We start from the raw sequence: 20,362 nt of genomic DNA on the forward strand, positions 1-20,362 counted from the left end.
GGGTCACAGGGGGATGTTGCCGTGCTTCTTCGGCGGCAGGCTCTCCCGCTTCGTCCGCAGCTGCCGCAGCCCCCGCACGATCTGCGCCCGGGTGTCCGAGGGCAGGATCACCGCGTCGACATAGCCGCGCTCGGCCGCCGTGTACGGATTGAGCAGGGTGTCCTCGTACGCCTGGATCAGCTCGGCCCGTGCCGCCTCGGGGTCCTCGGCGTCCGCGATCGTCCGGCGGTGCAGGATGTTCACCGCGCCCTGCGCGCCCATGACCGCGATCTGCGCGGTCGGCCAGGCGAGATTGAGATCCGCGCCCAGGTGCTTGGAGCCCATCACGTCGTACGCGCCGCCGAAGGCCTTCCGGGTGATCACCGTGATCATCGGAACCGTCGCCTCCGCGTAGGCGTAGATCAGCTTCGCGCCCCGGCGGATGATCCCGCCGTACTCCTGGTCCACCCCCGGGAGGAAGCCCGGGACGTCCACGAAGGTGAGCACCGGGACATTGAAGGCGTCGCAGGTGCGAACGAACCGCGCGGCCTTCTCCGAGGCGTTGATGTCGAGACAGCCCGCGAACTGCATCGGCTGATTCGCCACGACGCCGACCGGGAAACCCTCCACCCGCCCGAAGCCGGTGACGATGTTCGGCGCGAACAGCGACTGGGTCTCCAGGAACTCGCCGTCGTCCAGGACGTGCTCGACGACCGTGCGGATGTCGTACGGCTGGTTCGCGCTGTCCGGGATGAGGGCGTCCAGCTCCAGATCCCCGGCGGTGGGGCCGAGGTCGGCCTCCTCGGGGAAGGCGGGCGGCTCGGAGAGGTTGTTCGACGGCAGATAGGAGAGCAGGGACTTCACATACTCGACGGCGTCCTTCTCCTCGGCCGCCAGATGGTGCGCCACCCCCGACGTCGTGTTGTGGGTGCGGGCCCCGCCCAGCGCTTCAAAGCCGACGTCCTCGCCGGTGACGGTCTTGATGACGTCCGGCCCGGTGATGAACATGTGCGAGGTCCGGTCCACCATCACCGTGAAGTCGGTGATCGCCGGGGAGTAGACCGCGCCGCCCGCGCAGGGGCCCACGACCAGCGAGATCTGCGGGATGACCCCGGAGGCGTGGGTGTTGCGGCGGAAGATCTCGCCGTACATGCCCAGCGCGCTCACCCCCTCCTGGATGCGCGCGCCGCCGGAGTCGTTGATGCCGATCATCGGACAGCCGGTCTTCAGCGCGAAGTCCATCACCTTGATGATCTTCTGGCCGTAGACCTCGCCGAGCGCGCCGCCGAAGACGGTGAAGTCCTGCGAGAAGACGGCGACCGGCCGCCCGTCGACCGTGCCGTAGCCGGTGACGACGCCGTCCCCGTACGGACGGGTCCGCTCCAGGCCGAAATCGGTGGAGCGGTGCCGGGCCAGCTCGTCGAACTCGACGAACGAGCCCTCGTCCAGCAGCAGATCCACCCGCTCACGGGCCGTCAGCTTGCCCTTGGCATGCTGCTTCTCCACCGCGCGGGCGGAGCCGGCGTGGGTGGCCTCATGGGTGCGCCGCCGGAGATCCGCGATCTTTCCGGCGGTGGTGTGGAGGTCGGTCTGTTCCGGCTCGGTCATCGGGATGCGGCTCCCCTGGCTGGTCGTCCGCCCGAGACGGCTGAGCGGCTGCGCGGCCGGCTCGGTGGCGTGGTGTGGCGTGACATGGCATGGCGTGGCGTGACACGGCGTGTGCCGGGCACGGCTCGCCGGAGCGGGGCTTCCCGTCCGCCCGGCGGGAGCCGGCCGGTGGGCTACCGACTCGTAGCGTATCGGCGTGGATACGGTTCGGCAGTGCGGCGTTGGCCACACCTAACCTGGCTTGCATGACGCCAGAGAATGCGCCCCCCGGCCGCTGGTCCGACCTGGACCGGCCGCCCCTGAACACCGCGATGCTCCGCCGGGCCCTGATCCGCCCCGGGGGTCTGTGGACCTCCTTCGACGTGGTGACCGCGACCGGGTCCACCAACTCCGACCTGGTGCGCCGGAGCCCGCTCGCCGAGGGCACGGTCCTCGTCGCCGAGGAGCAGACCGCCGGCCGGGGCCGGCTCGACCGGAGCTGGACCGCCCCGCCGCGCTCGGGGATCTTCCTCTCCGTGGTGCTGCGGCCCGGCCCCGAGGTGCCCGTCGAGCGCTGGGGCTGGCTGCCGCTGCTCGCCGGGGTCGCCGCCGCCACCGGGCTGAGCCGCTCCGCGGGCGTCGACACATCCCTCAAATGGCCCAACGACCTGCTGGTGAAGGTTGACGGCGAGGAGCGCAAGGCGGGCGGCATCCTCGCCGAGCGGGCGGACGACGGCTCGGTGGTGGTGGGCATCGGCGTCAATGTCACCCTCCGCGCCGATGAGCTGCCGGTGCCCGCGGCGGGCTCGATCGCCCTGGCCGGTGCGGTCTCCACCGACCGCGACCCGCTGCTGAGGGCGGTGCTGCGCTCCCTGGAGCAGTGGTACGGACAGTGGCGGGAGGCGGCCGGCGACCCGGTGCTCTCCCAGATCCAGCCCGCCTACGCGGCGGGCTGCGCGACGCTGGGCCGCCGGGTGCGGGCGGAGCTGCCCGGCGGGCGCTCGGTGACCGGCGAGGCGGTCGCGCTGGACGGCGACGGGCGGCTGGTGCTGGCCCTGGCGGACGGGGGACGGGAGTCGGTCGGTGCAGGGGACATCGTTCATCTGCGGCCCGCCGGCTGAGCCGCCCGCCGGGATGCCGGCCGGCGGATGAACCCGGACCGTCACGGGGACGTGAGCCAGGGCACACCTGTCGTATCGTTGAGGCGGTCGAGAGATAGATCCAGAACGGCAGGACAGTGCGCACGGAACGGGCAGGAGGCGGCTGGTGACCGGCGACGACACCACTTCCGGCGCGTCCGGCCCGGCGGCCGGGCCCCGGCGGGCCGCCGCCTCCCCGGGGCCGTCCGGCCCACCGGGTCCGGCGCAGTCCGGCCCGGCGCAGTCGGGCTCGGTGCATCCGACGCCGCACCACGCCGTCGACCACACCGCCGAGCCGACCGACGACCCCCTCGCCATCCGGCTGGAGGCGCTGATCCTCGGGGCCGACCGCCGCTACACCCCCTTCCAGGCCGCCCGTACCGCCGGTGTCTCCATGGAGCTGGCCTCCCGCTTCTGGCGGGCGATGGGCTTCGCCGACATCGGCCAGGCCAAGGCGCTCACCGAGGCCGACGTCCTCGCCCTGCGGCGGCTCGCCGGTCTGGTGGAGGCGGGGCTGCTGAGCGAGCCCATGGCGATCCAGGTGGCCCGCTCCACCGGCCAGACCACCGCCCGGCTGGCCGAGTGGCAGATCGACTCGTTCCTGGAGGGGCTGACCGAGCCGCCCGAGCCGGGGATGACGCGTACGGAGGTCACGTACCCGCTGATCGAGCTGCTCCTGCCCGAGCTGGAGGAGTTTCTGCGCTACGTCTGGCGCAGACAGCTCGCGGCGGCCACCGGCCGGGTGGTGCAGGCGGCCGACGACGAGGAGATGGTCGACCGCAGGCTCGCGGTGGGCTTCGCCGACCTGGTCGGCTTCACCCGGCTGACGCGCCGGCTGGAGGAGGAGGAGTTGGGCGAGCTGGTCGAGGCCTTCGAGACCACCTCCGCCGACCTCGTGGCCGCGCACGGCGGGCGGCTGATCAAGACCCTCGGGGACGAGGTGCTGTACGCGGCGGACGACGCGGCCACCGCCTCCGAGATCGCGCTCCGGCTGATCGACGCGATGACCCAGGACGAGACCATGCCCGCGCTGCGGGTGGGCATCGCCTTCGGCACCGTCACCACGCGCATGGGCGATGTCTTCGGCACCACGGTCAATCTGGCCAGCCGGCTCACCTCGATAGCCCCCAAGGACGCCGTGCTGGTGGACGGGGCCTTCGCCGAGGAGCTGATCCGCACCGGGGACGCCCCCACCTCCGAGGCGGAGGCGGCCGAGGAGGCCGCCGCCGCCGAGAAGGAGGGCGAGCCCGCCCCCTCGTACCGCTTCGCGCTCCAGCCGATGTGGCAGCGGCCCGTGCGGGGGCTCGGCGTGGTGGAGCCCTGGCTGCTCTCGCGCAGGCACTGACGCACCTCCCTCATGAACCCCCTGGCCCTCTTGGGCCCCTGATCGCGCGGGCCTATGATCCGGTGAACCGTCGTTAACCGGGAGGGTGTGCTCATGTCCGAGTCCGAACAGCGCTCGTACGGCTCCGAGGACCGGTTCGCCCCCGGTTCCGAGCGGCGGTTCGGCGAGCATGTGCTCGTCCGTTTCGACGGCCGCGTCGCCGAGCTGGTGCTCGACCGGCCGGGCGCGATGAACGCCGTCTCCACCGCGCTGGCCCGCTCGCTCGCCGGGGCCTGTGCCGCGCTGGCGGCCGATCCGGGGGTCCGGGTCACGGTGCTCACCTCCTCGAACGACCGTGCCTTCTGCGTCGGGGCCGACCTCAAGGAGCGCAACTCCCTCACCGACGCCGAGCTGGCGCGCCAGCGGCCCACCGCCCGCGCCGCCTACACGGGGGTGCTGGAGCTGCCGATGCCGACCGTCGCCGCCGTGCACGGCTACGCGCTCGGCGGCGGGTACGAGCTGGCGCTCTCCTGCGATCTGATCGTCGCCGACGAGACCGCCGTGGTCGGGCTGCCCGAGGTCTCGGTCGGGGTGATCCCCGCGGGCGGCGGCACCCAGCTGCTGCCGCGCAGGGTCGGCGCGGCGCGGGCGGCCGAGCTGGTCTTCACGGCGCGGCGGGTGGCGGCGGCCGAGGCGCGGGAGTTGGGACTGGTCGACCTGCTCGCCGACGGCGGCGGTGCCCGGGCCGAGGCGCTGGCCCTCGCCGCCCGGATCGCCGGGAACTCGCCCGTGGGGCTGCGCGCCGCCAAGAAGGCCCTCCGGCTGGGGCAGGGGCTCGATCTGCGCGCCGGTCTGGAGGTGGAGGACGCGGCCTGGCGCGTGGTCGCCTTCTCCGGGGACCGGGTGGAAGGGGTGGCCGCCTTCAACGAGAAGCGGAAGCCGCAGTGGCCCGGAGAGTGATCCACCACTACCCCGACTGATCAAAACCTCCCAAACCTCCCTAAGGTGGGGGGATGGGTGAGGATCGGCGGCTGCGGGCCGTGGTGGCACTGTCGCAGGCGATGGCGGCGGCGCAGAACCCGCGCGAGTTCTGGCGGGCCGCGGCGCTCGGGGCGTGCTCCGCGCTCTCCGGGTCCTTCGCCGCGCTCTCCGTGTGGGAACGGGAGCTGGGGCGTCTGAAGGTGCTGGTGAACGCGGGCGAACGGGCTCCGGGCGAGGAGGAGTTCCCCGAGTCGGAGACCTACCCCGTCAATCGCTTCCCCGAGATCACGGAGTTCCTCCACGAGCAGTGGGCGGGCGGCGGCGAGCCCGACGCCTGGGTCGAGTCCGTCCCGCCCCCGCCCGACCCGCCGGACCCGGGCGCCGGCGGGGAGGCCGCGGGGCCGCCCGCGTACCGGCATCCCTCCGCGCCGCCCGGCGGGCGGATCGCCGGACTCCTCCGGCGGCGGCGCGGATGCTGTGTGGTGGCCCCGATCGTGCTGCACGGCAGGGCCTGGGGGGAGCTGTATGTCGCCCGCCCCCTCGGCGCGCCCGTCTTCGACCGCGGGGACGCCGACTTCGCCACCGTCCTCGCCTCCGTGGTCGCCTCCGGGATCGCCCAGACCGAACGCCTCGAAGAGGTCCGCAGGCTCGCCTTCACCGACCCCCTCACCGGCCTCGCCAACCGCCGCGCCGTCGACATGCGGCTGGACGAGGCCCTGGAGCGCCACCGCGCCGACGGCTCCGTCGTCAGCCTCGTCGTCTGCGACCTCAACGGCCTCAAACAGGTCAACGACACCCACGGCCACGCCGTCGGCGACCGGCTGCTGGAACGCTTCGGCTCGGTCCTCTCGCTCTGCGGCGCGATGCTGCCCGGCGCGCTCGCCGCCCGGCTCGGCGGCGACGAGTTCTGTCTGCTCTCCGTCGGACCCGGTGCGGACGAGGTGGTCGAGGTCGCCGCCGAACTCTGTCTGCGGGCGGCGGAATTGGAGCTCGGCGAGGGCGTGGCCTGCGGAGTCGCCTCCACCGGCGACCCGATCGGCCAGGTCCGCACCGCCCGCCGCCTCTTCCGCCTCGCGGACGCCGCCCAGTACCGGGCCAAGGCCGCCCGCTCCCCGAGCCCCGTCGTCGCGGGCCGCGACGGAACCGTCCTCCGTCTCGCCGACACCCCGCCCCGCCACCCCCAGCAGGAGCGCCGCGCCTTCCGCGGCGTACCCCCCGACGAGGACCCGCCCGAGCCCTGGAGCGAGCCCTAGGGCCTGGGGCCCAGCCCTGGGCCGGGACAGGTTCGAGGCGGGTTCGAGGCGGGTTCGAGACACGGGGAAGCGCACCCCACCGCCCTGATGACATGCGGCAATTCAATCCGTACGCTGCTGAATATGGATATGCATACCGTCGTGGTGGGGACCTCCGGCGTCACCGCAGCCGATGTCATCGCCGTGGCCCGCGAGCACGCCCGCGTCGAACTCTCCGACGACGCCCGCACCGCCCTCGCCGCCGCCCGCTCCATCGTGGACGCGCTCGCCGCCAGGCCCGAGCCCGTCTACGGCGTCTCCACCGGCTTCGGGGCGCTCGCCAGCCGGCACATCGGCCACGAGCTGCGCGGCAGGCTCCAGCGCAATATCGTGCGCTCCCACGCGGCCGGCATGGGACCGCGCGTCGAACGCGAAGTCGTCCGCGCGCTGATGTTCCTCCGGCTCAAGACCGTCTGCTCCGGACACACCGGCGTACGCCCCGAGGTCGCCCGGACCATGGCCGACGTGCTCAACGCCGGGATCACCCCCGTCGTCCACGAGTACGGCTCCCTCGGCTGTTCCGGCGATCTCGCACCGCTCTCCCACTGCGCCCTGACCCTCATGGGCGAGGGCGACGCCGAGGGCCCCGACGGGCAGGTGCGCCCCGCGGGCGAACTGCTCGCGGAGCACGGCATCGCACCGGTCGAACTGCGCGAGAAGGAGGGTCTGGCCCTCCTCAACGGCACCGACGGCATGCTCGGCATGCTGCTGCTGGCCCTCGACGACCTCCAGCGGCTCTACGTCAGCGCCGACATCACCGCCGCGCTCTCCCTCGAAGCCCTCCTCGGCACCGACAAGGTCCTCGCCCCCGAACTGCACGCCATCCGCCCCCACCCCGGCCAGAGCGTCTCCGCCGCCAACATGGCCGCGGTGCTCAAGGGCTCCGGGCTCGTCGGCCACTTCCAGCAGGACGAGGCCCCCCGCGTCCAGGACGCCTACTCGGTGCGCTGCGCCCCCCAGGTCGCCGGAGCGGGCCGGGACACCCTCGCCCACGCCCGGCTGGTCGCGGAGCGCGAACTGGCCGCCGCCGTCGACAACCCCGTCGTACTCCCCGCCGAGGGCCGGGTCGAGTCCAACGGCAACTTCCACGGCGCGCCCGTCGCGTACGCCCTCGACTTCCTCGCCATCGTCGCCGCCGACCTCGGCTCCATCGCCGAGCGCCGCACCGACCGGCTCCTCGACAAGAACCGCAGCCACGGGCTGCCGCCCTTCCTCGCCGACGACCCCGGCGTCGACTCGGGCCTGATGATCGCTCAGTACACCCAGGCCGCCCTGGTCAGCGAGATGAAGCGGCTCGCCGTCCCGGCCTCCGTCGACTCCATCCCCTCCTCCGCGATGCAGGAGGACCATGTGTCGATGGGCTGGTCGGCCGCCCGCAAACTGCGCACCGCCGTCGACGCGCTCGGCCGGATCATCGCCGTCGAGCTGTACGCCGCCACCCGGGCCGTCGAACTGCGCCGCGGGCTGACCCCCGCGCCCGCCTCCCGCGCCGCCGTCGACGCGCTGCGCGCGGCCGGTGTCCAGGGCCCCGGGCCGGACCATTTCCTCGCCCCCGACCTGGAGGCCGCAGCCGTGTTCGTCCGCGAAGGACGGCTGATCGACGCGGTGGAGCGGGTCACCGGCCCCCTGGGCTGAGCACCTGCCCGTACACCGCCCGTACGCGGCCGAGGGGCCGGGCCCGTTTCGCCGGGCCCGGCCCCTCGGCGCGTGCGGTGGGAGCGGGGCGTCACATCGGCAGAGTGCCTCGCTGACGCACCGCGTAGGTGACGAACCCGATGCCGACACCGAGGAAAGCGGTGCCGCCGACGAGATACGGGACGGTGTCGAAGCTGCCGGTATCGGCCAGCCTCAGATCTTGCGGCACGGTCTCCGTGCTGGTCTGCTGTCTCTCCACAACACCCGGCTCGGCCGAGGCGTTCGCTGAGGGTACGAACCACAGCGCGCAGAGGAGGGTTCCCGCAGCGATGGCGGTCAGAAGCGGTCGGCGTGCGACGGACACGGACACGATCTCCCTTGAGGCGTCCTTGAGTTGACCGGATGCGCAGATGCTAGTGATAGGCACACGTCAAAGGAAATCCGGACGGCCCGTGGGGCCGGTCGCGAGTGCGTGGAATGCCCCAGGAAAGATGGTGGGGTACGAGGGTTGCTCCGGTGTAGGGCCTGAGGGAGTGGCGTTCCCCACATCCGTTCGGGAAAAGGAACCGGGAAGCCCGATATGGGTGTTGAACAGAGTGTTCGGTCCAGGGGAAATCGGCGACGATGGAGAAGCGTGTGATGACGGACAGCAAGCGGCGCAGGGCCCTCATGGCCGCGTCAGCGGTGCTCAGCAGTGTGCTGGTGCTGTCGGCCTGTAGCAGTGGCGGGGACGGGGAGAAGAACGGCGGGGACGGCGGCCAGGACACCAAGAAGACCCAGGCCCAGGTCGACGCGGCGGCCGCGAAGAAGGTCTCGGACGCCCGAATATCCATCACGCCGAAGAACGGCGAGACCAACGCGAGCATCAACAACGCCGCGAAGGTCGCCGTCAGTGAGGGCACGCTCACCGAGGTCAAGATGACCGCCGCGAACGGCGCGGCCGTCAAGGGCACCCTCTCCGCGGACAAGAAGACCTGGTCGCCCGATGCGGCGCTGGAGCGCTCCACCGCGTACAAGCTGAATGTCACGGCCAAGGACGCCGACGGGCTGACCGCCCACGAGAACTCCTCCTTCACCACCGTCTCGCCGACCAACAGCTTCATCGGGAACTTCACCCCCGAGGACGGCTCCACCGTCGGCGTCGGCATGCCGGTGTCGCTCAACTTCAACAAGCCCATCGCCAACCGCAAGGACGTGCAGAAGGGCATCACCGTCTCCACGACCAGCGGCCAGGAGGTCGTCGGTCACTGGTTCAACTCGCAGCGCCTGGACTTCCGTCCCGACCAGTACTGGAAGGAAGGCTCCACCGTCTCGCTGAAGCTGGCCCTGGACGGGGTCGAGGGCGCGCCCGGCGTCGTCGGCGTCCAGCAGAAGACGGTCACCTTCAAGATCGGCCGCAACCAGGTCTCCACCGTCGACGCCGCCAGCAAGACCATGACGGTCCAGCAGGACGGCAAGACGGTCAAGACCATCCCGATCTCCGCCGGCGCCCCGGCCACCCCCACCTACAACGGTCAGATGGTGATCTCCGAGAAGTTCAAGGAGACCCGGATGAACGGCGCGACCGTCGGCTTCACCGACTCCGACGGCAAGGGCGAGTACGACATCAAGGACGTCCCGCACGCCATGCGGCTGTCCACCTCCGGCACCTTCATCCACGGCAACTACTGGGGCAAGGGCATCTTCGGCAGCGCCAACACCAGCCACGGCTGTGTCGGCCTGGAGGACGCCCAGGGCGCGGGCGACCCCAACAAGGCCGGTGCCTGGTTCTTCAACAACTCGCTCCTGGGCGATGTCGTGATCGTGAAGAACTCCAAGGACAAGACCATCGCCCCGGACAACGGCCTCAACGGCTGGAACATGGACTGGTCGAAGTGGAAGGCGGGCTCGGCGGTCTGACCCGCCGGGCCGCCGGGCCGTTGATCCCCTGATCCGTCCGCCCGGACCCGTTTCTTCCGTTCTTCCGTTCTCCCGTCTCTCCGTACCGCCGTGAGCACAGGGCGGCGTCCCCCCGCCGGGGACGCCGCCCTTCTGCCGTCCCGGGGAAGTCATTGGCCCGATCCCGGTCCGGTGACCACACTGTGCTCCATGACCACATACGACTCTTCGGCCGTCTCCGCCTACGCCGCGCCCGCCTCCAAGGCCGCGCTGGAGCGCACCACGATCACCCGCCGCCCGGTGGGCGATCACGACGTCCTCATAGAGATCAAGTTCTCCGGCATCTGCCACTCCGACATCCACCAGGCCCGTGAGGGCTGGGGCGAGTCGATCTTCCCGATGGTGCCCGGCCACGAGATCGCGGGCATCGTCACCGAGGTCGGCCCCGAGGTCACCAAGTTCGCCGTCGGCGACCGGGCCGGTGTCGGCTGCATGGTCGACTCCTGCCGCGAGTGCGTCAACTGCCTCGCCGGGAACGAGCAGTTCTGCCTGGACCGCAGCGTCGGCACCTACAACGACCTCGACAAGAAGGGCGAGCCGACCCTCGGCGGCTACGCGAGCCACATCGTCGTGGACGAGGCCTTCACCCTGCGGATCCCCGACGGGCTGCCGCTCGACACCGCGGCCCCCCTGCTCTGCGCGGGCATCACCGTCTACTCGCCGCTCGCCGGACAGGGCACGGGCCCCGGCAAGAAGGTCGCCGTCGTCGGCCTCGGCGGCCTCGGCCACATGGGGGTCAAGCTCGCCCACGCGATGGGGGCCGAGGTGACCGTGCTCAGCCAGTCCCTGCGCAAGCGGGACGACGGACTGCGGCTGGGGGCCGACCACTTCTACGCCACCAGCGACCCGGCGACCTTCGAGGAGCTGGCCGGGACCTTCGACCTCATCCTCTCCACCGTCTCCGCGCCGCTGCCGCTGGACGACTACATCGGTCTGCTCAGGGCGGGCGGCGTGCTGGTGAACGTGGGCGCGCCGGAGGCCCCCGTCTCGCTCAACCTGCTCTCCCTCATCAACGGCAACAAGGGCCTCATCGGCTCGAACATCGGGGGCATCCGGCAGACCCAGGAGATGCTGGACTTCTGCGCCGAGCACGGTCTCGGCGCGGAGATCGAGGTGATCGGCGCGGACCGGATCAACGAGGCGTACGAGCGGGTCCTGTCGAGCGAGGTGCGCTACCGCTTCGTGATCGACGCCGCCACCATCTGAGGCTCCGCGACCCGGGACGCCGCAGGCCGTGAGGTCTGCGGCGGCCCGGCTTCCCCGTGCTTCCCCGTGCTTCCCCGTGCTTCCCCGCGCTTCCCCGCGCTTTTCCGCATGCCCTTTCGCGGTGGCCGAGAGTGGTCCCCCGGCCCGCCCCCGGCGGGCGACACGCCGGGGAAACAGATGACTCCGGCGGCGGCGGGCCGGTAGATCTCACGCGTACACGGGGGACGGAGGGGGAGAGGAGTGAGGTGCCGGGGGATGCGGCGGACGCGGACACGATCCGCTCGGGACTGCTGGGGGCGGTACGGGCCTGGCGCGGGGACGAGCCCGTACCGCTGGGCACACCGCAGCAGCGTCTGGTGCTGGCCGTGCTGGTGCTGGCCGAGGGCCGGGCGGTGGGCCGGGAGCGGTTGATCCGGGCCCTGTGGGAGGACCGGCCGCCGGCCACGGCCCTGCGCACGGTCCAGACGTACATCTCCCAGCTGCGGCGGCTGCTGGGGCCGGGGGCCGTGCGGCGGGACGGCGAGGGGTACGCGATACCGGTCCACCCCACGGATCTGGCCGAGTTCCTGGCCCTGCGCGACCGGGGGAGATGGGCCGAGGCGCTCGCGCTCTGGCGGGGAGAGGCGCTGCTCGGGCTGAGCGGCCGATGGGCGGCGGCCGAGCGGGCCCGGCTCGCCGGGCTCCGGCGGAACGCCGTGGAAGCGCTGCTCGAACAGCGGCTCGACGCCGGGGACGCGGCGGGCGCCGGGGCCGAGCTGTCGGCCCTCTGCGCCGAGCAGCCGCTGCACGAGAGGCCGCACGGGCTGTTGATGCGCGCCCTGTACGCGCAGGGGCGGCAGGACCGGGCGATCGCGGTCTACACGGAGCTGCGGCGGCGTCTGGACGAGGAGCTGGGGGTACGCCCGACGGCGGAGCTGGCCGCGCTCTACCAGCGGATCATCTCGGGTGAGGCGGTGGGCGGAACGCGCTCCGCCGCCGAGGCCCGGGTCCGTGCGCACCAGGACCGTACGGACCACGACACCGCCCGGGGCCCGCACAACGGACACAACGGGCACGACGGGCACGACGGGCCCGGTGAGCCCGGTGAGCACGGCGGGGGGACGGCCCCGCCCGCCCAGCTTCCCGCCGACATCCGCCACTTCACCGGGCGGGACGACGCCGTGCGCCGCCTCACCGAGGCGGCGGCGCCCGGCCCCGTGGCGTCCGTCGTCGCGGTCGCGGGTCTCGGCGGGGTCGGCAAGACCACCCTCGCGGTCCATGTCGCCCACCGGATCCGCCACCGCTTCCCCGACGGGCAGCTCTTCGTCGACCTCTGCGGCGCGGACGGCGAACCGGTGCCGCCCGGCACGGCGCTGTACGGCTTCCTCCGCGCCCTGGGCACCGCCGCGTCCGCCGTCCCGGAGTCGACCCGGGACCGGGCGGCGGCCTTCCGTTCCCTGCTCGCCGGGCGACGGGTCCTGATCGTCCTGGACAACGCCCGGGACTTCGCCCAGCTCCAACCGCTGCTGCCCGGGGCCGCCGGCTGCGCGGCCATCGTGACCAGCCGGTCCTGGCTCGGCCCCGTCGCCGACGGACGGACCGTCGCCCTGACCGCGATGAGCCCGGGGGAGTCGCTGTCCCTCTTCGCCCGTATCGCCGGAGAGCGGCGCACGGCGGCCGAACACCTGGAGGCGGTGGCAATCACCGAGCTGTGCGGTCATCTCCCGCTGGCCGTCCGGATCGCCGCGTCCCGGCTCTGCTCCCGGCCGCACTGGCCCCTGGAGTCGCTGCGCCGCCGGCTCGCCGACGAGCGCGGACGGCTCGCACAGCTCCGGCTGGCGGATCTGTCGGTGGAGTCCGTGTTCGCGCTCTCCCACGACCGGCTGCCTCCGGCGCGGGCCAGGGCCTTCCGGCTGCTGTCGCTGCTGGACGGCGAGACCTTCTCCGGGGCCGCCGCCGCGGAGGTGCTCGCCCTGCCCCGGGAGGAGGCGGAGGAGATCTGTGAGCGGCTGGTGGATGTGTCGCTGCTGTCCTCCCCCGTGCCCGGCCGCTACCGCTACCACGATCTGATGCGCGCCTTCGCCCGGCAGCGCTGCGCCGAGCGGGAGAGCCGCCGGGAGCGGGACGAGGCGCTGGACCGGCTGCTCGACCTGTGGCTGACCACCGCCCGGGGTCTCGACCGCTTCCTCCACCCGGGGGACTCGGTGCCCGACGGCGTCGCCCGCGCCCGCCTGCCGGAGTTCCGCCCGGTGGACGTCGACACCGCGGTGGAGTGGCTGCTGGCCGAGTCGGAGGGGATTCTGCGGCTGCTGCGGCGGGCGCTGACACGTCCGGGCACCGATCTCGTCTCGGTCGCCGAGATCCTGACCTGTCTGGAGTATCTGACCGAGTCCGGCGGGGACCTCGTCCCGTACGCCACCGTCGTACGGCTGCTGGTGGAGACCGCCGTCGCCCGGGGCGAGCGGAGGGCCGAGGGCTGGGGCCGCTATCTGCTCGGCTACGCGCACTACCGCCGGGGGGACCCGGACGCGGCGACGGAGGAGTTCCTGGCGGCGCGGGACGCGAGCCGGGAGTGCGGGGACGCGGTCACCCTGGGGCGTTCGCTGAACCGGCTCGGCATCGCGGCGCGCTCCGCCGGACGGCCGGCCGAGGCCGTGGCGCACTTCAGGATCTCGCTGGCGGTCTGGTACGAGCGCGGCGACCGCTTTCCGCAGGGGAGCACCCTGGGCAATCTGGCCCCGGCGCTGCTGGAGCTCGGCCGGACGGACGAGGCCGTCACGGCGGCGCGGGAGAACCTCCGTATCAAGGAGGGGCTCGGCGGCGAGGGCACCACGGCCACCGCCCGCTATCTGCTGGGGATGGTGCTCACGGGCGCGGGCCGGCCCGAGGAGGCGGTGGGCCAGCTGGAGGCCGCGCTGGGCATGTTCCGCACCCGCCGGCTGTGGCTGTGGCAGGAGGCCGCCCGGCTGCGGCTGGCACAGGCACAGCTCGCGCTGGGCCGTCCGCAGGCCGCGCGGGCGCTGGCCGGGCGGTGCCTGGAGGCGTTCCGGCGCTGGGGGGAGGTCTCCCTGGCGGGGCAGGCCTCGGCGGTCCTGGCACGGGTCGGGCGGGGCACCGCCGCGCAGGCCGGCTGACCGGCGCGGCGGTACCGGGCTCAAGGGCTCAAGTACTCGGGGCTCAAGTACTCGGGGGCTCGGGGACTCAGCCGAAGGAGATGGTCGAGGTGCGGTCGTTCCACCAGCCGAGGTTCCCGGAGGGGGACTTGAACGGATCGCTCATGGCACCGCCCCACTGGGAGTGCTGGTACAGCGTGATCCAGCAGCCCGAGCTGGGGGTGAGCGAGCTGATCTGGTCGTTCCAGCGGCTCCCGCCCAGATCCCAGGCGTAGTCCTCGCCGTTGCCGGTCGCGCAGGTGCGGTCGCCCCAGAAGTACAGGGCGTCGCCCCGGTAGTCGGAGTCCCAGGCGGCGGTGCCGAGCCAGGTGCGCCCGGTGCCCCAGTCCTCACGGCCGAGCGCGGCCAGGGCGGCGGTCAGCTCCGAGGGGTTGTCGGCGGTGGTGACGGCCCCCTCCGAACCGGCCTTCGCCGCCTGGCGGAAGGTGTCGAAGCACGTCATCTTCTGGGTGGTGACATCGGCGACGCACTGGTCGCCCGTTCCGGAGGCCCGGGGGGCGTCCGTGGCGGCGGTGGCGGGGAGGGCGGTGCCGAGGGCGAGAGCGGTGGCGGCGGCGAGCACAGCGACGATTCTGCGCATGTCGGTTCTTCCCTTCGTGTGCGAGGCGGATCTCGCCCCGCGACAACGACGATGCCCGCCCCCGTTCAACGGAATGACGACGTCCGGGCATACGCGCTCAACGGCCGTTCAACGTCCGCACAACGGCCCCGGTGCCGGTGTGTCCGGGCCGCCCCGGGGCCGCTCAGCAGCCGTCGCCCGACCCCGGCAGCCGGTACCGCGAGCCCAGCCGGTACTCCCCGGCCCGCTCCACCGTCAGCCGGGTGTGCTCGCCCTCCTGGCGCAGACACGCCCCCGGGGCCCGGAGCCACGGCGAGTACGCGACCCGTACCGTCACCGATCCCGGCGACTCCATCCGTACCACCAGCTCGCCCGCGTCCCAGCCGGCGACCGTCCCGGGCGAGGACACCATCGGCACCGGGTCCGCGACCTTGAAGATCGTCCAGTTCGCGTCCCCCCACACCAGGTCCAGCCACGTGGGCCCGCGCCGGACGATCTCCGCCTCGCCCTCCGCGGGGCCGTCTATCCGGCCGTGCGGCAGCACCACGTACCCGACCGCCCAGCGGTCCAGCCACTGCCGATAAGTCGACTCGGAGAGGGAGCCGTCGTAGAACAGCCGTCCGCGCTCCACATCGAGCTGACGGTTCCACCCCCGCGCCAGCGGCACATGCGGTGCGAGCAGGGTCGCCTCACGGTGGTCACGGGCGGGTACGACCTCCACCCGGGTGCGGTCCGCGCCCAGCCGCTTCAGCTCCCGCACCACACCGTCGGTGTTCCGGGCCCAGGCCGGGACCTTGGTGTAGACGCTGAGATCGTCCTCCGTCTTGTCGATCAGCCAGAGGACGTTCACGACCAGCACCCCCGCGAGCACGGCCCGTGCGAGCCCCGCCCGCTTCAGCCCCCACGCGGCACCCGTCGCCATCAGCGCCGCCAGCAGCACCGGCGGCCCCGCCAGTCCCACCAGCCGCTCCACATTCGTACCGATGGGCGAGGGAATGACGTACGTCAGCACCACGCCCAGCGCGTACACCCCGGCCCCGAACCGCACCGTCCGCCAGTGCGCGGGCGCGGCCAGCACCACCGCCGCACAGCTCAGCAGCGGCATCCACAGCTTCCCCGAGGGCATGGGCATCTCCCCGGAGAAGGGGAAGAGCAGGGTCGTCGCGCCCACCACCAGGGCCGGGGGCACCAGCAGCGCCACCGCCTCGCGCCACCGCCGCTCCAGCAGATACGCGGCCCCCACGACCACCAGGAAGAGACCGGCGACCGGGCTCGCCAGCGTCGCCAGCGCCGCGCCCACCGCCGCCGCCGGCGCGGGCCTGCGGATCAGCACCAGCGCCACCAGACCGATCGCCAGCCCCAGCGCGAACGTCGTCCGCCCCGACGCGACATTGCACCAGACCGCCAGCGCCCCCAGCAGCGCCGGCCACAGCGGTCGCCGCACCCCGGTGCGGACCACCAGACACGCCAGCGCCCACGACCCCAGCAGCCCGGCGGCGACCGACACGGTCCGCACCCCGAAGGCCGCCATCAGCGGCGGGGCCAGCACGCTGTAATTGACCGTGTGCATCCCCCCGTACCAGGAGAGGTTGTACGCCGAGCCCGGATGCGACTCCACGAAGGCGGTCCACGCGGACTGCGCCGCGAGATCGCCCCCGCCGGTGGCCAGCCAGCCCACCCACAGCACATACAGCGGCACGACGGCGGCCGTCACGACCAGCGGCACACGCCACCACGGCGACGGCCCGTCCTGCTCGGCCGCCGCCGGGGCTATCGGTCCGGTCTTCGTCTCTGCCCGCTGCTCGCTGATCCCCACCCCCCAACCCTAATCGCGCGCCGAACGCGGAAAACGCGTGGACAGCCGGGCCGGGACGAAGGTGGGATGGGACGCCGGCGACGGTTGACGAGAGGCGGATGTCCATGGCTGACCCCGAGAGCGTGACCTGCGACGAGACCCTGGTACGAGGGCTCCTCGCCGCCCAGTTCCCGCAGTGGGCGCAGCTGCCGCTCACCCCGGTCCCGCGCCCCGGCGTGGACAACACGACCTTCCGGCTCGGCGGCGCGCTCTCGGTGCGGCTGCCCCGCTACGAGCGCTGGGCCGGGCAGGTGGAGCGCGAGCACCGCTGGCTGCCGGAGCTGGCCCCGCATCTGCCGCTGCCGATCTCGCAGCCGCTGGCGAAGGGCGAACCGGGCGAGGGCTACCCCCACCCCTGGTCGGTCTACCGCTGGCTCGACGGCGAACGGGCCACCCCCCAGGGCCTGGCCGACCCCGTGGAGGCCGCCCAGGAGCTGGCCGGATTCATCGCCGCCCTCCGGCGGATCGACGCCGCCGACGGCCCCGGACCGCAGTGGAGCAATGCCTTCCGAGGGGTGCCGATGGGCGACGACCGGGACTCCATCGCCGCCGCGGCCCGGGTGCTCCCCAAGCTGGCCGCCCTGCGCACGAGCGGCCCCGCCGCCCCGGGCGGCCCGCTCGACCCCGACGGCGCGGCGGCGGTCTGGGAGGCCGCGCTGGCGGCCCCCGCCTGGGACCGGCCGCCGGTCTGGACCCACGGAGACCTCGCCGAGGGCAATCTGCTGAGCGCCGACGGCGCGCTGAGCGCCGTCATCGACTTCGGCACCCTGGGCGTGGGCGACCCCGCCGTCGATCTGCTGCCCGCCTGGACCTTCCTCCCCTCCCCGGCACGGGAGCCCTTCCGCGCCGCCCTCGACACGGACGACGCCACCTGGGCGCGCGGCCGGGGCTGGGCCCTCGCGACCCTGCTCCCCGAGCCCGGCCGCCCGCTCTCCGAGGACGCGCGGCACCGGCTGGCCGAGCTGATCGCCGACCTGTGAGCGGCCAACTCCGCCGGAGGCCCCGGGGTTTCGCCCCGGGCGGAACCGGATCCGCCGCCTTCCCGGCCCCTCCCTCCTACGCTGGGACCGTGACCAGCAGCCAAGCGCCCGACCACGCCCGAGTCGTCCCGCTGCGCCCCGTCGCCGGGGCCCCCGACGCCAAGGAGCCGCTGTGGCGCGACATCGTCGGTGAGGTGCTGCGCCGCGAGCGGCTCGCCCAGGGGCGCACCCTCAAGGAGGTCGCGGAGACGGCCCGGATCTCGATGCCGTACCTCTCCGAGATCGAGCGGGGCCGCAAGGAGGCCTCCTCCGAGGTCCTCGCCGCCGCCGCGCGGGCGCTCGGCCTCGGCCTCGCCGACCTGCTCGCCCTCACCCACCGCGAGCTGACCGTACGGACGGTCTCGGCGCTCCCCGCGCACACCGCCGTCTCCCACGCGCTGCGGCAGCCCTCCGGCCGGAGCCAGGTCCGGCTGGCCGCCTGAGAGCCGTACGGCGCTCCGGGACCGAGCCCGCCCCTGCGGGGCCGATACGAGAGACCGAGGTCATGACCGACCACTGCTGCGAGGCGATGAGCCTCCGTGCGAACGCGCCGTGCGACCGGCACGGCGACCCCTTCGCCTGCCCGGACGCGCTGATCCGATTCAGCGCGGAGTTCCAGGAGTACGGGCTGATCGTCCACGACGGCGGCACCTCGATCATCACGATCGACTTCTGCCCCTGGTGCGGACGGCGTCTCCCCGAGTCCCAGCGGGACCGGTGGTTCGACGAACTGGAACGCCGCGGGATCGACCCGGGGGAGGACGAAGTCCCGGCCGAGTTCCGGGACGCCCGCTGGCTCGCGGCCCTGCCCCGGGACTGACCGACTGACTGGAAACGAATCGGCTTCCGGCGCGGGCCGCCGGGCGGCGAGCGCGCCCGGGCGGGGAAAACCGGTCGACGCCCCTTCCCGCCGGGTGCTGTGATGAGCGCCGGCCGCTCGCGGCGGAGCGGGGGCCGGGGAGGGATCCGCGTGTCCATCGAGGCACCCGCACCGGTCGTCGACACCGCGCTCGTACGGCGGCTGATCGCCGCTCAGTTCCCCCGGTGGGCGCAGCTGCCGCTGACCCGGCTGAAGCCCGGCGGCTCCGACCATGTGATCCACCGGCTGGGCCCCGAGCTGTCCGTACGGCTGCCCCGGGGCGACTGGGCGGTGGGCCAGGCCGAGGCCGAGCACTTCTGGCTGCCCCGGATCGCCCCGCTGCTCCCGGTCGCCGTCCCCGAGCCGCTCGCCCTCGGGACCCCCGCGCTCGGCTACCCCTGGCCGTGGGCCGTCACCCGCTGGATCGAGGGGGAGACCGCCTCCGCCGAGGGCCTCGCCGACCTCCGGGGCACCGCCCGTGAGCTGGCCGGTTTCCTCACCGCCCTCCAGCGCCTCCCGCACGCCGACGAGCTGGCCCCCGGCCCGCACCCCGGTCTCACCGGATCCCCGCTCTCCGCACACGACCACTCGACCCGGCGGGCGATCGCCGCGCTCGACGGCGTCTTCGACGCCCGCGCGCTCACCGCCGTCTGGGACTCCGCGCTGGCGGCCCCCGGCTGGGACCGGCCCCCCGTCTGGTTCCACGGCGACTTCCACACCGGGAACCTCCTCACCACCGACGGCCGCCTCAGCTCCGTCATCGACTTCGGCGGCCTCGGCATGGGCGACCCCGCCGTCGACCTCGTCGTCGCCTGGACCCTGCTCACCCCCGCCGCCCGCCGCGACTTCCGCGCCGCCCTCGGCGTCGACGACGCCACCTGGGAACGCGGCCGAGCCTGGGCCCTGACCGGCGGCCTGCGCGCGTACCACTCCTACGCCGCCACCAGCCCCACCGTCGCCGCCCAGACCCACCGCCAGATCACCGAGGTCCTCGCCGACCACACCGGCCGCACCGGCTGACCCCTACAGCGCGAAAGGCGGCCGGACAGTGACTGTCCGGCCGCCTCCCGGGGCCGTGAAAGGGGCTTCGGGCGGGCGGCAGGTCAGCCGTCCGCCTTGGCGACGCCGATCGGGCAGCTCACGCCGGTGCCGCCGATGCCGCAGTAGCCGCCGGGGTTCTTGTCCAGATACTGCTGGTGGTAGGCCTCGGCCGGGTAGAAGGGGCGGCCCTCGACGGGCAGCACCTCGGTGGTGATCTCGGAGTGCCCGGAGCGGGTGAGGACCCGCTGATAGGCCTCGCGGGAGGCCTTCGCGGCGGCTTCCTGCGCGGGGGAGTGGGTGTAGACGGCGGAGCGGTACTGGGTGCCCACGTCATTGCCCTGGCGGAAGCCCTGGGTCGGGTCGTGCGCCTCCCAGAAGACCTTCAGCAGCTGCTCGTACGAGATCACCGAGGGGTCGTGGACGACCCGGACGACCTCGGTGTGGCCGGTCAGGCCCGAGCAGGCCTCCTCGTAGGTGGGGTTGGGGGTGTGGCCGCCCTGGTAGCCGACGAGGGTGGTCCACACGCCGGGGGTCCGCCAGAAGACGCGCTCCGCGCCCCAGAAGCAGCCCAGACCAAAGTCCGCGACCTCCAGGCCCTGCGGATAGGGACCGAGCAGCGGGGTGTCCAGGACCGTGTGGCGCTCGGGGACGGCGAAGGTCGGCTCGGGGCGGCCCTTCAGCGCCTGGTCGGGCGTGGGCAGCTGCGGGGTGCGATGAGACAGGAACATGCGGGGCTCCTTGAGATTGCCGGCTTCAAGAAGAACGCGCCCGCCGGAGCCCGCATTCCCCCGCCGGG

General features: G+C 73.4%; 17 protein-coding genes. 12 read left to right on the plus strand and 5 right to left on the minus strand.

Features of this window, described 5'->3' with window-relative positions; translation table 11 throughout:
- Positions 1-3: 3 nt before the first annotated feature.
- The gene (locus ABD371_RS21210) at positions 4-1,587 is read right to left on the minus strand and encodes an acyl-CoA carboxylase subunit beta (RefSeq protein WP_344479143.1); all 1,584 of its coding nucleotides are present in this window, start codon (positions 1,585-1,587) and stop codon (positions 4-6) included.
- Between the two features lie 245 nt (positions 1,588-1,832).
- On the opposite strand from ABD371_RS21210, the gene ABD371_RS21215 reads away from it, so the two are divergent.
- The 5 genes from ABD371_RS21215 (at position 1,833) to hutH (ending at position 7,937) form a co-directional block, all read left to right on the plus strand.
- Positions 1,833-2,687, plus strand: coding sequence for a biotin--[acetyl-CoA-carboxylase] ligase (locus ABD371_RS21215; RefSeq protein ID WP_344479146.1), 855 nt, complete (start codon positions 1,833-1,835; stop codon positions 2,685-2,687).
- 271 nt (positions 2,688-2,958) lie between these two features.
- On the plus strand, positions 2,959-4,050 hold the full coding sequence (locus ABD371_RS21220; protein WP_344479239.1) for an adenylate/guanylate cyclase domain-containing protein: 1,092 nt from the start codon (positions 2,959-2,961) through the stop codon (positions 4,048-4,050).
- A 93-nt stretch (positions 4,051-4,143) separates the two neighbouring features.
- Positions 4,144-4,989, plus strand: coding sequence for an enoyl-CoA hydratase/isomerase family protein (locus ABD371_RS21225; protein WP_344479148.1), 846 nt, complete (start codon positions 4,144-4,146; stop codon positions 4,987-4,989).
- A 53-nt stretch (positions 4,990-5,042) separates the two neighbouring features.
- Positions 5,043-6,263, plus strand: coding sequence for a GGDEF domain-containing protein (locus ABD371_RS21230; protein WP_344479149.1), 1,221 nt, complete (start codon positions 5,043-5,045; stop codon positions 6,261-6,263).
- A 129-nt stretch (positions 6,264-6,392) separates the two neighbouring features.
- The gene (gene hutH / locus ABD371_RS21235) at positions 6,393-7,937 is read left to right on the plus strand and encodes a histidine ammonia-lyase (protein WP_344479242.1); all 1,545 of its coding nucleotides are present in this window, start codon (positions 6,393-6,395) and stop codon (positions 7,935-7,937) included.
- Between the two features lie 91 nt (positions 7,938-8,028).
- Here hutH and ABD371_RS21240 read toward each other — a convergent pair whose 3' ends face one another.
- A complete protein-coding gene (locus ABD371_RS21240) occupies positions 8,029-8,301 on the minus strand; it encodes a hypothetical protein (protein ID WP_344479151.1) in 273 nt (90 codons plus the stop codon).
- 260 nt (positions 8,302-8,561) lie between these two features.
- Between ABD371_RS21240 and ABD371_RS21245 the strand changes: the two genes are divergently transcribed.
- The 3 genes from ABD371_RS21245 (at position 8,562) to ABD371_RS21255 (ending at position 14,194) form a co-directional block, all read left to right on the plus strand.
- On the plus strand, positions 8,562-9,836 hold the full coding sequence (locus tag ABD371_RS21245; RefSeq protein WP_344479152.1) for a L,D-transpeptidase: 1,275 nt from the start codon (positions 8,562-8,564) through the stop codon (positions 9,834-9,836).
- A 189-nt stretch (positions 9,837-10,025) separates the two neighbouring features.
- The gene (locus ABD371_RS21250) at positions 10,026-11,081 is read left to right on the plus strand and encodes an NAD(P)-dependent alcohol dehydrogenase (protein ID WP_344479154.1); all 1,056 of its coding nucleotides are present in this window, start codon (positions 10,026-10,028) and stop codon (positions 11,079-11,081) included.
- Positions 11,082-11,326: 245 nt separating this feature from the next.
- Entirely contained in the window at positions 11,327-14,194 is a 2,868-nt protein-coding gene (locus ABD371_RS21255) for an AfsR/SARP family transcriptional regulator (protein WP_344479156.1), read from the plus strand.
- A 67-nt stretch (positions 14,195-14,261) separates the two neighbouring features.
- Here ABD371_RS21255 and ABD371_RS21260 read toward each other — a convergent pair whose 3' ends face one another.
- Entirely contained in the window at positions 14,262-14,813 is a 552-nt protein-coding gene (locus ABD371_RS21260) for a hypothetical protein (protein ID WP_344479157.1), read from the minus strand.
- 163 nt (positions 14,814-14,976) lie between these two features.
- Positions 14,977-16,518 (minus strand): hypothetical protein, encoded by a 1,542-nt coding sequence (locus ABD371_RS21265; RefSeq protein ID WP_344479243.1) that lies wholly within the window; start codon positions 16,516-16,518, stop codon positions 14,977-14,979.
- A 194-nt stretch (positions 16,519-16,712) separates the two neighbouring features.
- On the opposite strand from ABD371_RS21265, the gene ABD371_RS21270 reads away from it, so the two are divergent.
- From ABD371_RS21270 to ABD371_RS21285, 4 genes are all read left to right on the plus strand, one after another.
- On the plus strand, positions 16,713-17,627 hold the full coding sequence (locus tag ABD371_RS21270; RefSeq protein WP_344479159.1) for an aminoglycoside phosphotransferase family protein: 915 nt from the start codon (positions 16,713-16,715) through the stop codon (positions 17,625-17,627).
- Positions 17,628-17,716: 89 nt separating this feature from the next.
- Positions 17,717-18,109 (plus strand): helix-turn-helix domain-containing protein, encoded by a 393-nt coding sequence (locus ABD371_RS21275; RefSeq protein WP_344479160.1) that lies wholly within the window; start codon positions 17,717-17,719, stop codon positions 18,107-18,109.
- Positions 18,110-18,171: 62 nt separating this feature from the next.
- Complete coding sequence (locus ABD371_RS21280) at positions 18,172-18,486, plus strand: DUF6980 family protein (protein ID WP_344479162.1); 315 nt, start codon at positions 18,172-18,174, stop codon at positions 18,484-18,486.
- Positions 18,487-18,636: 150 nt separating this feature from the next.
- The gene (locus ABD371_RS21285) at positions 18,637-19,545 is read left to right on the plus strand and encodes an aminoglycoside phosphotransferase family protein (RefSeq protein ID WP_344479165.1); all 909 of its coding nucleotides are present in this window, start codon (positions 18,637-18,639) and stop codon (positions 19,543-19,545) included.
- A gap of 83 nt (positions 19,546-19,628) precedes the next feature.
- On the opposite strand, the gene msrA is transcribed toward ABD371_RS21285, so the two are convergent.
- Positions 19,629-20,294, minus strand: a complete 666-nt coding sequence (gene msrA / locus ABD371_RS21290; RefSeq protein WP_344479167.1) for a peptide-methionine (S)-S-oxide reductase MsrA — start codon at positions 20,292-20,294, stop codon at positions 19,629-19,631.
- Between the last annotated feature and the right edge of the window lie 68 nt (positions 20,295-20,362).

It is taken from the genome of Streptomyces amakusaensis (genome assembly GCF_039532665.1).
Lineage (GTDB): Bacteria > Actinomycetota > Actinomycetes > Streptomycetales > Streptomycetaceae > Streptomyces > Streptomyces amakusaensis.